The sequence below is a fragment of the Serratia sp. FGI94 genome (genome assembly GCF_000330865.1).
In the GTDB taxonomy this organism is placed as follows: domain Bacteria; phylum Pseudomonadota; class Gammaproteobacteria; order Enterobacterales; family Enterobacteriaceae; genus Serratia_B; species Serratia_B rubidaea.
In genome coordinates this window covers 3,731,599-3,746,263 of the sequence record NC_020064.1, presented here as the reverse complement: position 1 = coordinate 3,746,263, position 14,665 = coordinate 3,731,599, and the positions used below count along the sequence as shown (strand labels likewise).

The following is a 14,665-nucleotide window of genomic DNA, read 5'->3' as shown; positions in this document are numbered from 1 at the left end:
AAAAAAACACCCCTGAGGGTGCCGATTGTCATCAATGAATTTTGGTTGCGGGGGCCGGATTCGAACCGACGACCTTCGGGTTATGAGCCCGACGAGCTACCAGGCTGCTCCACCCCGCGTCCGTCTTGATGCTTGTGCGTTGTCTGTCGTTTGGTTGCGGGGGCCGGATTTGAACCGACGACCTTCGGGTTATGAGCCCGACGAGCTACCAGGCTGCTCCACCCCGCGTCCGTTTAACGCATCTTTCTCGAACCCAACCCATAATAAGATGCCGCTGGTACAGCATCGGTTGGTTGCGGGGGCCGGATTTGAACCGACGACCTTCGGGTTATGAGCCCGACGAGCTACCAGGCTGCTCCACCCCGCGTCCGATGGATGCGCACTATACTCTCCATGCGTTATGTTGCAACCCCTTTTTGCAGATAATCGGCCTAAAGCCGTTTTTTGGCTTATTTAGTCCGCACATTGCTTTCTTTTTCATCACCCTGCGCGCTGAGGGATTTTTTATTGGCAGCGATTCCTTTCTCCCAAGGGGTTTGTTATCTTTCGCCGGTATCCCCTTTATTTTTCAAGCTGCAGATGCGCGATGGGGCGGTCCGCCGTCTGCACCTCGAAATGTCTTGGGTGAAAATCACACCTGTTTTTTAAGAGAGCGCGCGATGAAAGGACGTTGGGGTAAATACCTGCTGGGCGGGTTAGTGATAGCAATCTTGGCGGGCTGTTCGTCAAAGCCGACCGACCGGGGTCAGCAATATAAAGACGGGCAGCTGGAGCAGCCGCTGGCGCTGGTGAATCAGCCGAACACCCGCGGCGTGCCGATGAACGGCAATGATTACGCCAACCAGCTGCTGGAGATCCAATACGCGTCTCCTTCTTTATTCAGCCGTAACAGCAACACCTACCAGGCGGTAAAGAGCTGGATGGCCTCCGGCGCCGATACCCGCCAGCTTAGCCAGTTTGGCCTCAGCGCCTACCAGATGGAAGGGGCGGACAACTACGGCAACGTACAGTTTACCGGTTACTACACGCCGGTGGTGCAGGCGCGCGCCACCCCGCAGGGCGAGTTCCGCTATCCGCTGTACCGCATGCCGCCGAAGCGCGGCCGTCTGCCGAGCCGCGCGGGCATTTATAACGGCGCGTTGGATGACCGTTACATCATCGCCTACAGCAACTCGCTGATGGACAACTTTATGATGGAAGTGCAGGGCAGCGGCTATGTCGACTTCGGCAACGGTCAGCCGCTGGTGTTCTTCGGCTACGGCGGCAAAAACGGCCATGCTTACCGCAGCATCGGCCGGGTGCTGATCGATCGGGGCGAGGTGGCCAAGGCGGATATGTCGATGCAGGCGATCCGCAAGTGGGCGGACAGCCACAGCGAGGCGGAAGTGCGTGAACTGCTGGAGCAGAACCCGTCCTTTGTCTTCTTCCGTCCGGAATCCTTTGCGCCGGTGAAAGGTGCCAGCGCGGTGCCGCTGATCGCCAAGGCGTCGGTGGCATCTGACCGCTCGCTGATTCCTGCCGGCACCACGCTGCTGGCGGAAGTGCCGCTGCTGGACAACAAGGGTAAATTCACGGGAAAATATGAGATGCGCCTGATGGTGGCGCTGGACGTCGGCGGCGCGATTAAAGGCCAACACTTTGATATCTACCAGGGGATTGGGCCGGACGCCGGCCACGCGGCCGGTTTTTACAACCACTATGGCCGGGTGTGGGTATTGAAGGGCGGCAGCGGCGCGCCACTGTTCAGCGCCTATCAGCCGAAGGTCAATCAGAGCGGGGGCCTGCTGGCGACGCGTTAATGGTTAACGTTCGTCGTCGCTAACCCGCAAGGGCCGGATTTTCCGGCCCTTATCATTTGCATAATTAAGGTAATTAAAGCGTTATGAGCACACCCTATTCAGAAGCCTATCTGCAGCGTTTTGGCGGTACGGCGCGTTTGTACGGCCAGCAGGCGTTGGCGCTGTTCGCCCGGGCGCACGTCTGCGTGATTGGCATTGGCGGCGTGGGCTCATGGGCGGCGGAGGCGCTGGCGCGCACCGGCATCGGCGCCATTACCCTGATTGATATGGATGATGTCTGCGTCACCAATACCAACCGCCAGATCCACGCGCTGCGCGGCCACGTGGGCCAGTCGAAGACGGAAGTGATGGCCGAGCGTATTCTGGCGATTAACCCGGAGTGCCGGGTAACCTGCATCGACGATTTTATTACGCCGGATAACGTGGCGGAGCTGCTGGACAACGACTTTAGCTATGTGATCGACGCCATCGACAGCGTGCGGCCTAAGGCGGCGCTGCTGGCCTACTGCCGCCGCTTCAAGATCCCGGTCGTGACCACCGGCGGCGCCGGCGGGCAAATCGATCCGACGCGCATTGAGGTAGCGGATCTGGCCAAGACCATTCAGGATCCGCTGGCGGCCAAGCTGCGCGAGCGTCTCAAACACGATTTCAACGTGGTGAAAAACAGCAAGGGCAAACTGGGCATCGACTGCGTCTTTTCCAGCGAAGCGCTGGTGTATCCGCAGCCGGACGGTTCGGTGTGCGCGTCGCGCAGCACCGCGGAAGGGCCGAAGCGGATGGACTGCAGCGCCGGCTTCGGCGCGGCGACCATGGTCACCGCGACCTTTGGCTTTGTCGCCGTTTCCCATGCGTTGAAAAAGATGATGGCGAAAGCCGCCCGTCAGGCATAATGCGCGGCAATGTCTTTGACCGCCGCGGCCAGCGCTTCCAGACCGCTGGCGCGGGTGGCGCTGAGCTGGGCGCGCAGCCCCAGGCTGTCGAACAGCGCCAGGGGATCGGCGTCCAGCAGCTGCTGCGGAGTTTGTCCTTCCACGGCGGTTAACAACACCGCCAGCAGGCCGCGTACAATGCGGCCTTCGCTGTCGCCGTAAAAATGCAGGCGATGGTCGTCAAGCAACTGATGCCCTAACCAGACGCGGTTTTCACAGCCGCTTAGCTCTATCTCCGTGCTGCGCAGCGTTTCCGGCAGCGCAGGCAGCTGTTTCGCCAGCATCACGAGCTGGCGATAGCGGTCTTCCCACTGTTTCAGCGCGCCGAATTTTTCTGTCAGGGCCGCAGCGGTAATGTCGCGGCCGAAGGGATGGGGGGCAAGCATAGCGTCTCCGAAATAGCTGTATCTCAATCCGCCAGCAGGTCGACGGCATTCACCATGGCGTCGACCAGTCTGTCGACGTCTTCCGGCGTATTATAAGGGGCGAACGATGCGCGCAGAGTGCCGCTGACGCCCAGCGCCGCCATCAGGGGTTGCGCGCAGTGCTGCCCGGCGCGTAGCGCGATACCTTGTTCCGCCAGCAGCGTGACGATATCGCTGTGATGAATACCGGCGATATCGAATGCCAGCAGGCTGGAGCCGGAACAGCGGAAACTGCGAAAGCCCGTCAGCTGCGCCAGCCGATGCTCGGCGTCGTCGGTTAACTGCCGGGCGTAGGCTTCCGCCGCCGGCAGATCCTGCTCCTCCAGCCAGCTCAGCGCCGCGCCCAGACCCAGTACGCCGGCGATATTCGGCGTGCCGGCCTCAAAGCAGTAAGGCGGTTTTTGCGCGATAAAGCCGTCGAACGAGGCCTGGGTCAGCATTTTTCCGCCGCCTTGCCACGGTGCCATCTGCGCCAGCAGCTCGCTTTTGCCGTACAGCACGCCGATGCCGGTCGGGCCATACAGCTTATGGCCGGAAAAGGCGTAAAAGTCGATGTTTAACCGCCGCACGTCCGCCGGACAGTGCACGATGCCCTGAGCGCCGTCGATCATGACTTTGGCGCCGACGCCGTGCGCCAGTGCGATCGCCTGCGCCAGCTCCGGACAGCCGCCGGTAACGTTGGACATCTGCCCCAGCGCCAGCAGCCGGGTTTGCGCTGTCAGCAGCGCCGGCAGCTGTGTGAGGTCGGGCAGCCGGTCGGTCCCCAGCGGCAGTTTTATCACGCGGGCGCCGGTCTGTTGTGCGACCATCAGCCAGGGAATCAGGTTGGCATGATGCTCCGCCTCGCTGACGATGATCTCATCGCCGGGCTGCAGGCGCGGGCGCGCATAGCTTTGCGCCACCAGATTAATTGCCTCGGTGGTGCCGCGCGTCCAGACAATCTCTTCGGCAGCGGCGTTAATCAGTGCTGCCGCCTGATGCCGCGTCTGTTCAAAGCGGGCGGTGAGATCCTGAGCCGCCTTATGCTGGCTGCGGTGTACGGTGGCCGCATCGCTGCTGTAAAACTGCTGGGTGGCGGTAATCACCGCCTGCGGCTTCAGCGCGGTGGCGGCGCTGTCCAGATAAACGCCGGGCTGCGCCACTGCGGGAAACTGGCGGCGGAAAACTGAGGGATTAAACGACGACATAGTGGATTATCATTGGTCGGAACACCTGCCGATCCTGTCCTATTTTGCCGCGACTGACAAGTCCATTGCGGCGCTTGCCTGGCATTCCGGTGTGAGTTTGTTATGCTGTTTCTACGGGTGCGCAACCTTGCCTTTAGGTATCTAAAGGTCTTTTACAGCATTTTTATCTACAAGGAGTCCAAGATGAAGAAGACGGCCGCAGTTATCTCTGCTCTGATGTTGACGTTCACGTTGGCTGCCTGTTCCAGTAACTATGTGATGCACACCAACGACGGGCGAACCATCGTCGCCGACGGCAAGCCGCAGGTTGATGAAGATACTGGGATGATCAGCTACAAAGATGCCAACGGCGTCGAACAGCAGATTAACCGTGCCGACGTGAAAGAGCTGGCGGAAACCGACCAGTAAACGTCAGGCAAAAAAAAGCACCGCAATGTTTGCGGTGCTGCATAAATCACTATGGACAGACAGGGTAAATGTACAGGAAGTGAAAAAACAGTAGCTTAGCTACCATGTCCAGAATCGCCGGACAATTTGCAAACACAACATCACAACCACAAGCCAAAAGTTCATCGGCGTCCTCGACACCCAATCCCTTTTCGTTCCGGCCCGGGAAGTGCCGCCACTATAGGTATTTGCTGGCGTCTGCTCAACGGACAATTTATAATGCATCGGATAAAAAAAACTAATGAAATAAGCGCGTGGGAAGCGAGCTGACGCGCGTCTGTCAACGCAACCTGCTTTTAGGGTTGATTGTGTTGTAAGTTTGTTACACAAAAGTAGCTAATTAATGTCTAAACGTTTACCGCCCCTTAATGCACTGCGGGTGTTTGATGCGGCAGCCCGCCATCTCAGTTTCACCAAAGCGGCAGAAGAGCTTTTCGTCACCCAGGCTGCGGTGAGCCACCAGATCAAGTCTCTGGAGGATTTCCTCGGCCTTAAACTGTTTCGCCGGCGCAACCGTTCCCTGCTGCTGACCGAAGAGGGGCAGAGTTATTATCTGGATATCAAAGAGATATTCTCCTCGATCAATGAAGCGACGCGTAAGCTGCAGGCGCGCAGCGCCAAGGGTGCATTAACGGTCAGTTTGCCGCCGAGTTTTGCCATTCAGTGGCTGGTGCCGCGCCTGTCTGGCTTTAACTCAGCTTATCCGGGGATTGATGTTCGTATACAAGCCGTTGACCGGGAAGAGGATAAACTGGCCGACGACGTTGACGTCGCCATTTTCTATGGCCGCGGCAACTGGCCGGGGCTGCGCGCGGAGCGCCTGTATGCCGAATATCTGCTGCCGGTGTGTTCCCCCAGCCTGCTGACCGGCGAGCGCGCGTTAAAATCGCCGGAGGATCTGGCTAATCATACGCTGCTGCACGATACTTCACGCCGCGACTGGCTGGCCTATACCCGGCAACTGGGGCTGCAGCATATTAATGTGCAGCAGGGGCCGATTTTCAGCCATAGCGCGATGGTGGTGCAGGCGGCGGTGCACGGGCAGGGCATTGCGTTGGTGAACAACGTGATTGCGCAGACGGAAATCGAAGCGGGCAGGCTGGTATGTCCGTTTAATGATGTTCTGGTCAGTAAAAACGCTTTTTATCTGGTATGTCATGACAGCCAGGCAGAACTGGGTAAAATAGCCGCCTTTCGCCAATGGATCCTGGCGCGTGCTGCCAGCGAGCAGGAAAAATATCGTTTCCGCTATGAACAATAAACCGGCGGCCTCAGGCGGCCGGTTACCGACTAAAGGTAAATAACGATGAGCAGTCGTTCGATGCTGATTTTTGCCGCGATCAGCGGCTTTGTATTTGTTGCTTTGGGAGCGTTTGGCGCGCACGTGCTGAGCGGCACGCTGGGCGCCAATGAAATGGCGTGGATCCGCACCGGGCTGGATTATCAGGGGGTGCATACCCTGGCGGTGCTGGCGTTAGCGGTGGCGATGCAGCGCCGCGTCAGTCTGTGGTTTTACTGGAGCGGGGCGCTGCTGGCGCTCGGCACCGTGTTGTTTAGCGGCAGCCTGTATTGTCTGGCGCTGTCGCACCTGAAGGTCTGGGTCTATATCACGCCGGTCGGCGGCGTGTGTTTCCTGATCGGTTGGGCATTGATGTTGATTGGCGCTTTGCGTCTGAGGAAAAAGGCCGAGCGCCATGAATAAAGTTGCATTGTACTGCCGCCCTGGGTTTGAAAAAGAGTGCGCGGCAGAAATTACGGATAAAGCGTCTCAGCTGGAGATTTTCGGCTTTGCCCGGGTGAAAGAGAACAGCGGCTACGTGCTGTTTGAGTGCTATCAGCCGGACGATGCCGACCGGCTGGCGAAAGAAATTCCTTTCCGCGAGCTGATTTTTGCCCGCCAGCTGATTGTCGTCGGTGAACTGCTGCGCGATCTGCCGCCGGAAGACCGCGTGTCGCCGATTGTCGGCATGCTGATCGGCGTCGTCGATCGCGGCGGCGAGCTGCGGGTCGAAGTGGCGGACACCAACGAAAGCAAAGAGCTGATGAAGTTCTGCCGCAAGCTGACGGTGCCGCTGCGCGCCGCGATGCGCGAGCAGAAAGTGCTGATGGCGCGTGAAAACCCGTCGCGGCCGGTGGTGCACGTGTTCTTTATCGCGCCGGGCTGCTGCTATGTGGGTTACTCCTACAGCAACAATAACTCGCCGTTCTATATGGGGATTCCGCGGCTGAAGTTCCCGGCCGACGCGCCAAGCCGCTCAACCCTGAAGCTGGAAGAGGCGTTCCACGTGTTTATTCCCGCCGATGAGTGGGATGAGCGCCTGGCCAGCGGCATGCATGCGGTGGATCTGGGCGCCTGTCCCGGCGGCTGGACCTACCAATTGGTGAAGCGCAGCATGATGGTGCATGCGGTGGATAACGGCCCGATGGCGCCTAGCCTGATGGATACCGGCCAGGTGACTCATCATCGCGCCGACGGTTTTAAATTTGAGCCGAACAGCAGCAAAATTTACTGGCTGGTGTGCGATATGGTGGAGAAGCCGGCGAAGGTCACCAGCCTGATGATTCAGTGGCTGGTCAAAGGCTGGTGCCGCGAGGCCATTTTCAACCTGAAGCTGCCGATGAAGAAGCGCTACGAAGAGGTCGCGCAGAATCTGCAGAGCATCCGGGAAGCGCTGGGCGCGGCCGGCATCAGTGCGGATGTGCATGCCAAACAGCTGTATCACGATCGCGAGGAAATCACGGTGCACGTGCGCCGCATGTGGTCCGCGGTGCCGGGGCGCCGCGACGAGCGGGATTGATGCGATAAGGGCGCTGCTTGCAGCGCCCTTAGTTTATCGGCAGCCGCAGCTGTTGCAGGTTGCCGTCCAGCGTCAGGTCGGTGCGCAGCGTGGCGATCTGCTTGCTGACGTAGGCCATTTCACGGTGCTGCTCCAGCTTATTGCGCCACTTTTCCGGTACTGCCGCCAACTGCTGATACAGCGTATCCAGATCCGTCGCCTGCAGCAGCAGCTGCACGGCGGTTTTCGGCCCGATGCCGGCGACGCCGGGGATCTTGCTGCTGCTGATGCCGACCAGCCCCCAGTAATCCGTCAGCTGTTGCGGCGCCACGCCAAACTCTTTCTGCACGAAGGGCAGATCCAGCCAGCGTTTTTGAAAATAGTCGCGGATCTGCACCTGCGGCGCCAGCAGTTGGCAGTAGCCTTTATCGGTCGAGACGATGGTCACCTGGTGGCCGCCGCCGGAAACCTTAGCGGCCAGCGTCGCCGCCAGGTCGTCCGCTTCGTTGCCGGGGGAGTGCCAGCAGGCGACTCCCAGGCCGGTAAACGCCTCGCGCAGCTGCGGCATTTCCTGCTGCAGGTTGTCCGGCATGGGCGACCGGCCGGCCTTGTAGTCCGGCAACAGCTGGTGACGCCAGCTGTCACCCCGGTCGTCTTCGTCAAAGACCGCCACCGCGTGGGTCGGCGCGCTGTGCTGAATCAGCTGCACCAGCGCATGGCGGCAGGCGTCAACGCACGGCGAGCCTTGCACGGCGTGAATGCGGCGAATCAGGTTCAGGGCGTCGACGATCAGTAAATGTATGGCCATGGTGATTTAGGTCGTAAAAAGGCAGGGCGGCCTGTCGCCGCCCCGCGGTTGGTCAGGTAATGATTTCATAGCAGGGCACATAGGCGCTGCCCGGCAGCTTCATGCGGTGCTGGGCAACAAAACCCTGCAGCAGCTGGTCCATCTGCTTCATCATTTGCGGATCGCCATGCAGCTTGTACGGGCCGAACTGCTCAATGGCGTGAATGCCGTTCTCTTTCACGTTGCCGGCGACGATGCCGGAAAACGCGCGGCGCAGCGCGGCGGCCAGCTCTTCTGGCGGCTGCTGCGGCGACAGGTTGAGGTTGGCCATATTCTCATGGGTCGGCTCAAACGGCAGCTGCAGATCCGGGGCGATGCGCATCGACCAGTTAAAGCTGTAGGCGTCGCCGGTATTGCGGCGGTTTTCTTTCACCAGCGGCATCGCCTTTTTCATCTGGCGCGCCACTTCCGCCGGGTCGTCGATGATAATGGTGTAGTGGCGGCGCGCCGCGTCGCCGAGGGTATTCATGATGAACTCATCCAGTACCCGGAAGTAGTCGGCGCTCTCTTTCGGCCCGGTGAGGATCAGCGGCAGCACCTGCTCGCTGTTTTCCGGGTTCATCAGGATGCCCAGCAGGTACAGCAGCTCTTCCGCCGTGCCGACGCCGCCCGGGAAAATAATGATGCCGTGCGCGATACGCACGAAGGCTTCCAGACGCTTTTCGATATCCGGCATGATCACCAGTTCGTTGACCAGCGGGTTCGGCGGCTCGGCGGCGATGATGGACGGTTCGGTCATGCCGATAAAGCGGCTGTTGCGGTAGCGCTGCTGGGCGTGGCCGACCGCCGCGCCCTTCATCGGCGCCTCCATGGCGCCCGGGCCGCAGCCGGTGCAGATATTCAGTTCGCGCAGGCCCAGCTCGCTGCCGACTTTACGCGCATACAGGTATTCGTTCTGATTGATCGAGTGGCCGCCCCAGCACACCACCATATTGGGGTCTTCGTCCAGATGCAGCGTGCGCGCATTGCGCAGAATCGAGAACACCAGGTTGGTGATATGGACGGAGTTTTCCAGATTCAGGTGCTGGAAGCGTCCGGCGCTGGCGATTTGCCCGTGTACGAACAGAATATCGCGCAACACCGCGAACAGGTTGGCCTGCAGGGAGCGGATGATGCGTCCGTCGACAAAGGCGTCTTCCGGCGGGTTGACCAACTCGAGTTTTACGCCGCGTTCACGGCGCAGTACGTTGATATCAAACGTCTCATAGCGCGACAGCAGCTGCTTGCTGTTGTCGGTCTGGCTGCCGGAGTTCAGCACCGCCAGCGAACAGTTACGGAATAAACGATACAGGTCGCTGCTGGCGGTACGCTTCAGCATGTCGACTTCCAGCTGCGACAGCAAATCCATTGAGCCAAGCGGGCTGATATGTGTAATCAAGGTAACTCCTTTGCACCCATGGCGGGGCGGTAGTAATCCATACGGCAGGACCGTCTCTCGGTATGGCGACCCCGCTTGCACACGCTGCGGTGAATAACGCCTGTCTGCTCTGCGGCCCCGTAATACGTGCGGGCGCCGAGATTTAACCTTACCGCCGTCCCCTGATTTTTACCAATGCAAACCTGCTATTAGCTCAGTTGTTGAGCAATGCTTCGCATTATTGGCGCGCCAGGCGGCCGTGCGTCGGCGCAAAATCGGTATTGCTGCGCCATGGGTTGATATCCAGGCCGCCGCGGCGGGTATAGCGCGCATAGACCGAGAGGCGCTCAGGCTGACAAAAACGCATGATGTCGTTGAAAATGCGCTCCACGCACTGTTCATGGAACTCATTATGATGGCGGAAAGAGACTAAATAGCGCAGCAACGCTTCGCGGTTAATCTGCGCGCCGCGATAGGCGATCTGTACCGAACCCCAGTCGGGCTGGTTGGTGATCAGGCAATTGGACTTCAGCAGATGGCTGACCAGCGTTTCCTCCACCACCGGGCTGCCTGCCGCCGCGTCCTGCAGGTAGTCGGCGTTGAACTGATAGTCATCGATGCTGATGTCCTGCTGGTCGAGGTTTTCGCCCTGCAGTTGCGCGATGGGGCGTCCTTCAATTTCATCCAGACGGAACAGTTTCACCGTCACCTCGCCCTGTGCGCAGGCCGCCAGATCGCGCAGCAGCGTGCAGCGCACCGCCTCCCAGTTCTCAAAACGGGTCTGGTTAAAGCTGTTGAGATAGAGCTTGAAGCTCTTGGACTCGATCAGGTTCAGACTGAAGGCGTCGAGGCTGATTTCGCCCACCGCCACCTGCGGCAGCCCTTTGGCGTTGAGCCAGGAGAGTTCGTACAGCGTCCAGATATCCGCGCCGTGAAACGGCAGGCTGTCAGGATAGAGCCCCAGCGGCTCGCGGTTCATGCTGCGCGGCACCGGCTGCAGCAGCGCCGCGTCGTACTGGTCGTGGTAAGCGGTGGGTTTACCGAGCGTCAGCCCTGATAATGCCTGATGATTTTGATAGGAGGACATCTGCTGTCACCTTACTCCGGTTAGTGCTGAAAATTGCGTTGCAGCCGCGATAACGCGCTTAACGCCGCGTCGCTGCAAGCAAGTATGCAAGGTTATGGGTACAATGGCCGTCAGTTTACCGTATGCGAGAGAAAATATGGACCATGATGTTACCCACGCTTTGCGTGAATTTACGCAGCGCTATGTGGCGCTCTGGCAGCAGCAGCGTGGCCATGCGCCGGCCAGCCGCGAACTGTACGGCGTGCCCTCACCGTGTGTGGTGGAAAATCGCGATGAAGAGGTGCTGTGGTTGCCGCAGCCGTTTACGCCTGCGGCGACGCTGGAAAAGGTGGAAACCGCGCTGGAGCTGCGGCTGCAGCCGGATATTCACGCCTTTTATACGCAGCAATACGCCGGCGATATGGGCGCGCAGTTCGGCGAGCATCGCCTCAGTCTGCTGCAGGTATGGAGCGAGGAGGATTTTATCCGCCTGCAGGAAAACCTGATTGGCCATCTGGTGACGCAAAAACGTCTGAAGCTGTCGCCGACGCTGTTCCTGGCGACGACGGAATCGGAGATGGAAATGGTGTCGCTGTGCAATATCAGCGGTAATGTGGTGCTGGAACAGTTTGGCAGCGACCGGCGTACGCTGCTGGCGGCGACGCTGGGCAATTTCCTCGATGCGCTGCGTCCGGTGGCCGATAATTGAGCCAAAGGCCAAAAGGTTTGTGAGAGATCTCGCACAAGGCTTGTGCGAGATCGCTTTTAATTTATCGGCGCCTAACGGCAAAAATTGATTTATTACAATATTTATCAGTTGTTTATCGAAACGGTAAAAACTAACGCGTAACGCCTTTTTGTACTTTTGTCTCACAATCCCTTGTGGCGAGAAAGGAATTAAGCGATCTTATACATGCCGAATGGAAGGCGGCTGGAGTCGGAAGCTGCGGGATGATGCAAACTTCTGGATGAAGAAGCGGATGCGCCCACTGAAGGGCGGCGGATGGCGTCAGGGCGATGCGCAGGATGTTTCAGGAAAGAAACCAGGGACACCTCCAGGACGGAGATTGAGAGCCGGTACGGGATGGCCGGTGGGTCAGGGAGACCGAGGACCGCGTCAGGACGATGCTAGTTAAAGGATAGGCATGGACGTTGGGTCAGGATGGCCACAGGAAAAGTTTTCAGGGATTGAGCAGGGAGCATTCCGTGTAGCGGGAAAGCTATAAAACGAACCGGGGGCACTGTTAATACAGTGCCCCCAACTTTTTGCCCGTCTTAAATGTTTAGCCGATCGCTCCCAGCGTATCCCCCTGGCCCTGCTTCTTCGGCAGCAGAAACAGCGTGGCGTAGATATCCAGCAGGTAAATGGCGGCCAACAGGCTGATGGCCGCGGTGAAGGAGACCTGCGTTACCAGCGCGCCAATCACCAGCGGCCCCAGTCCGCCAACGCCGCGTCCCAGATTAAACAGAATATTTTGCGCCGTGGCCCGCGCCTGCGTCGGGTAGATGTCTGAAATCAGCGCGCCGTAGCCGCCAATCATGCCGTTGACGAACAGCCCCATCACCGCGCCGGCCAGCAGCATCCAGGTCGGGTCGCTGAGCTGCGCGTAACACACCACCATCACCACCGCGCCCAGCTGATAAGCAATGAAGATCTTCCAGCGGGCAAAGCGGTCTGCCAGTACGCCGAACAGCCAGATGCCGAAGGTCATGCCGACCACTGTTACCGCCGTCCAGATGCCGGATTTGGTCAGGGAGAAGCCGAAGTTGCTTGCCAGATAGGTGGGCATCCAGATCATCAGGCCGTAGTAGCCGAAATTCTGCACCGAGCAGAGAATAAAAATGCCCACGCTGGCGCGCCCGGTGGCGCGATCCTTAAACAGCAGCCCGAGACGCTGGCGAAAAGATAGCGCAGGCGCGGCGCTTTTTTGCCGCACGAACGCTTCCGGCTCCCCCAGCGTGCGGCGGATCAGGAAGGAGGCCAGCGCCGGCACCAGGCCGACCAGGAACATGCCGCGCCAGCCGATGTGCGTCAGCAGCAGCGGCGTCAGAAAGGCCGCAGCCAGCACGCCAAGCTGCCAGCCCATGCCGACGTAGGCGGAGGCGCGGTTGCGTTTTTCCGCCGGCCAGGCTTCGGCGATCAGCGCCATGCCGATGCCGAATTCACCGCCCAGCCCGACGCCCGCCAGCGTGCGATAGGCCAGCAGATCCCAATAGCCGACCGCCAGCGCGCACAGGCCGGTAAACAGTGAAAACATCAAAATGGTGACGGTAAGGATGCGGATACGGCCGAAGCGGTCGCTGAGGTGGCCGAAAATCACGCCGCCCAATACCGCACCGACCAGCGTCCAGGTGACCAGCGAGCCGGATTCGGCAGAGGTGAGGTGCAGCTCGGCGGCGATAACCGGCAGCATAAAGCCCAGAATAAGCAGATCGAAACCGTCCATGGCGTAGCCGGTCACCGAAGCCAGCATGGCTTTACCGGGCGTTGCGTGTTGCTTTACAGCTGAAGTTGCGCTCATGTGTATCATCTTGTTTATTGGTTTACTTGATGGATATTGTGCCGCGCACGCCGCATCGTCACCAGCGCAAAATCTGTCGCGTCGATGGAATTTGGGCTATAACCGGTTAAATGCTATGCTCTGCCGCCTTTCAGCCCGCGCGCTGAGTTTTATCGCTTTGAACGATCGGAAATGCAGATGACTATACATAACCAGGTTCGCCTGTACTTGCAGGCTATCGAACAATCCATGCGCGATCTGGCGTTGTGGCAGGCTACGCCGCCGGCGCCTGAGGCGTTTAACAGTAGCGAACCGTTTTGCATTGACAGCATGCAGGCGGAGGAGTGGCTGCAGTGGGTGATGCTGCCGCGCATGTACGCGCTGCTGGACGCCAATGCGCCGCTGCCGACGCGCTTTGCCATCACGCCTTATTTTGAAGAGGCGCTGAAAGACAAGGAGCCGGGCTGTCTGCCGCTGTTGGTGGTGCTGCAGCGCCTGGACGACCTACTGAACCAAGAGCCGCAGTAATGCTGGAAATTCTTTATCAGGACGAGCATCTGGTGGCGGTGAATAAACCCGCCGGCTGGCTGGTGCACCGCAGCTGGCTGGACCGCCATGAGAGTGTATTTGTCATGCAGACGGTGCGCGATCAGATCGGCCAGCATGTCTTTACCGTTCACCGGCTCGATCGGCCGACGTCCGGCGTGCTGCTGATGGCGCTGTCCAGCGAGGTCGCCCATCTGTTGTCACAGCAGTTTGAACAGCATCAGGTGCAGAAAACCTACCATGCGGTGGTGCGCGGTTTTGTCAACGACGCGGCGACGCTGGATTATCAGCTGACGCAGAAGCGGGACAAGATCGCCGATAAATTTTCTGATGCGGATAAAGCGCCGCAGCCGGCGCTGACCCACTATCGGCCACTGGCGCAGGTGGAAATGCCGGTGGCGATCGGGCGCTATGACAGCGCGCGCTACACGCTGATGGAGCTGCAGCCGGAGACCGGTCGTAAACATCAGCTGCGGCGCCATATGACGCACCTGCGCCACCCGATCATCGGCGACAGCAAGCATGGCGATCTGCGGCAGAACCGCGGTATGGCGCAGCACTTTTCCTGCCCGCGTCTGATGCTGCACGCCAGCCATCTGCGGCTTAATCACCCGGTAAGCGGGCAGCCGCTGCAGATTTCCGCCCGCTGGGACCAGACCTGGCAGGGGGTAATGTCACAGTTTGGCTGGCTGGAGCTTGTCCCTGAGCTTGTCAGGGTTGAGTTTCCGGCGGCTTACGGTCAAGCTAGCTAAGAATTTTTTCAGAGCATTAAGGGAGTTGTAAG

Annotated in this window: 15 protein-coding genes and 3 tRNA genes; 9 read left to right on the top strand and 9 right to left on the bottom strand. The window is 59.3% G+C overall.

Features of this window, described 5'->3' with window-relative positions:
- Positions 1 to 42: 42 nt before the first annotated feature.
- From D781_RS17120 to D781_RS17110, 3 genes are all read right to left on the bottom strand, one after another.
- A tRNA-Met gene (locus D781_RS17120) sits at positions 43 to 119 on the bottom strand.
- A gap of 32 nt (positions 120 to 151) precedes the next feature.
- A tRNA-Met gene (locus D781_RS17115) sits at positions 152 to 228 on the bottom strand.
- 62 nt (positions 229 to 290) lie between these two features.
- Positions 291 to 367 (bottom strand) — tRNA-Met (locus D781_RS17110).
- Positions 368 to 659: 292 nt separating this feature from the next.
- On the opposite strand from D781_RS17110, the gene mltA reads away from it, so the two are divergent.
- On the top strand, positions 660 to 1,799 hold the full coding sequence (mltA, locus tag D781_RS17105) for a murein transglycosylase A (protein WP_015673583.1): 1,140 nt from the start codon (positions 660 to 662) through the stop codon (positions 1,797 to 1,799).
- An 83-nt stretch (positions 1,800 to 1,882) separates the two neighbouring features.
- Positions 1,883 to 2,689: a tRNA cyclic N6-threonylcarbamoyladenosine(37) synthase TcdA gene (gene tcdA / locus D781_RS17100; RefSeq protein WP_015673582.1), complete on the top strand. Its 807-nt coding sequence runs from the start codon at positions 1,883 to 1,885 to the stop codon at positions 2,687 to 2,689.
- On the opposite strand, the gene csdE is transcribed toward tcdA, so the two are convergent.
- Positions 2,680 to 3,114, bottom strand: a complete 435-nt coding sequence (gene csdE, locus D781_RS17095; RefSeq protein WP_015673581.1) for a cysteine desulfurase sulfur acceptor subunit CsdE — start codon at positions 3,112 to 3,114, stop codon at positions 2,680 to 2,682. The genes tcdA and csdE overlap by 10 nt on opposite strands.
- Before the next feature lie 23 nt (positions 3,115 to 3,137).
- On the bottom strand, positions 3,138 to 4,340 hold the full coding sequence (gene csdA, locus D781_RS17090; protein ID WP_015673580.1) for a cysteine desulfurase CsdA: 1,203 nt from the start codon (positions 4,338 to 4,340) through the stop codon (positions 3,138 to 3,140).
- 183 nt (positions 4,341 to 4,523) lie between these two features.
- On the opposite strand from csdA, the gene D781_RS17085 reads away from it, so the two are divergent.
- The 4 genes from D781_RS17085 (at position 4,524) to rlmM (ending at position 7,585) form a co-directional block, all read left to right on the top strand.
- Entirely contained in the window at positions 4,524 to 4,748 is a 225-nt protein-coding gene (locus D781_RS17085) for a YgdI/YgdR family lipoprotein (RefSeq protein WP_041411862.1), read from the top strand.
- A gap of 382 nt (positions 4,749 to 5,130) precedes the next feature.
- The gene (locus D781_RS17080; protein ID WP_015673578.1) at positions 5,131 to 6,048 is read left to right on the top strand and encodes a transcriptional regulator GcvA; all 918 of its coding nucleotides are present in this window, start codon (positions 5,131 to 5,133) and stop codon (positions 6,046 to 6,048) included.
- A gap of 45 nt (positions 6,049 to 6,093) precedes the next feature.
- Positions 6,094 to 6,489, top strand: coding sequence for a DUF423 domain-containing protein (locus tag D781_RS17075; protein ID WP_099050025.1), 396 nt, complete (start codon positions 6,094 to 6,096; stop codon positions 6,487 to 6,489).
- Positions 6,482 to 7,585 (top strand): 23S rRNA (cytidine(2498)-2'-O)-methyltransferase RlmM, encoded by a 1,104-nt coding sequence (gene rlmM, locus D781_RS17070; protein ID WP_015673576.1) that lies wholly within the window; start codon positions 6,482 to 6,484, stop codon positions 7,583 to 7,585. The genes D781_RS17075 and rlmM overlap by 8 nt, the downstream gene beginning before the upstream one ends.
- A gap of 28 nt (positions 7,586 to 7,613) precedes the next feature.
- Here the strand turns inward: rlmM and xni are convergent, their stop codons facing one another.
- The 3 genes from xni to queF all read right to left on the bottom strand — a co-directional run bounded on the left by xni (position 7,614) and on the right by queF (position 10,855).
- The gene (xni, locus tag D781_RS17065) at positions 7,614 to 8,372 is read right to left on the bottom strand and encodes a flap endonuclease Xni (protein WP_015673575.1); all 759 of its coding nucleotides are present in this window, start codon (positions 8,370 to 8,372) and stop codon (positions 7,614 to 7,616) included.
- Between the two features lie 52 nt (positions 8,373 to 8,424).
- Positions 8,425 to 9,789 (bottom strand): nucleotide 5'-monophosphate nucleosidase PpnN, encoded by a 1,365-nt coding sequence (gene ppnN / locus D781_RS17060; protein WP_015673574.1) that lies wholly within the window; start codon positions 9,787 to 9,789, stop codon positions 8,425 to 8,427.
- 217 nt (positions 9,790 to 10,006) lie between these two features.
- Entirely contained in the window at positions 10,007 to 10,855 is an 849-nt protein-coding gene (queF, locus tag D781_RS17055) for an NADPH-dependent 7-cyano-7-deazaguanine reductase QueF (RefSeq protein WP_015673573.1), read from the bottom strand.
- A gap of 136 nt (positions 10,856 to 10,991) precedes the next feature.
- On the opposite strand from queF, the gene syd reads away from it, so the two are divergent.
- Entirely contained in the window at positions 10,992 to 11,543 is a 552-nt protein-coding gene (gene syd / locus D781_RS17050) for a SecY-interacting protein (RefSeq protein WP_015673572.1), read from the top strand.
- Between the two features lie 574 nt (positions 11,544 to 12,117).
- Here syd and D781_RS17045 read toward each other — a convergent pair.
- Positions 12,118 to 13,356, bottom strand: coding sequence for an MFS transporter (locus tag D781_RS17045; RefSeq protein ID WP_015673571.1), 1,239 nt, complete (start codon positions 13,354 to 13,356; stop codon positions 12,118 to 12,120).
- Between the two features lie 177 nt (positions 13,357 to 13,533).
- Between D781_RS17045 and D781_RS17040 the strand changes: the two genes are divergently transcribed.
- Together D781_RS17040 and truC are read left to right on the top strand one after the other, a co-directional pair.
- The gene (locus D781_RS17040; protein ID WP_015673570.1) at positions 13,534 to 13,863 is read left to right on the top strand and encodes a YqcC family protein; all 330 of its coding nucleotides are present in this window, start codon (positions 13,534 to 13,536) and stop codon (positions 13,861 to 13,863) included.
- Complete coding sequence (gene truC / locus D781_RS17035) at positions 13,863 to 14,633, top strand: tRNA pseudouridine(65) synthase TruC (protein WP_015673569.1); 771 nt, start codon at positions 13,863 to 13,865, stop codon at positions 14,631 to 14,633. Before D781_RS17040 ends, truC begins: the two co-directional genes overlap by 1 nt.
- The last annotated feature ends 32 nt before the right edge of the window (positions 14,634 to 14,665 follow it).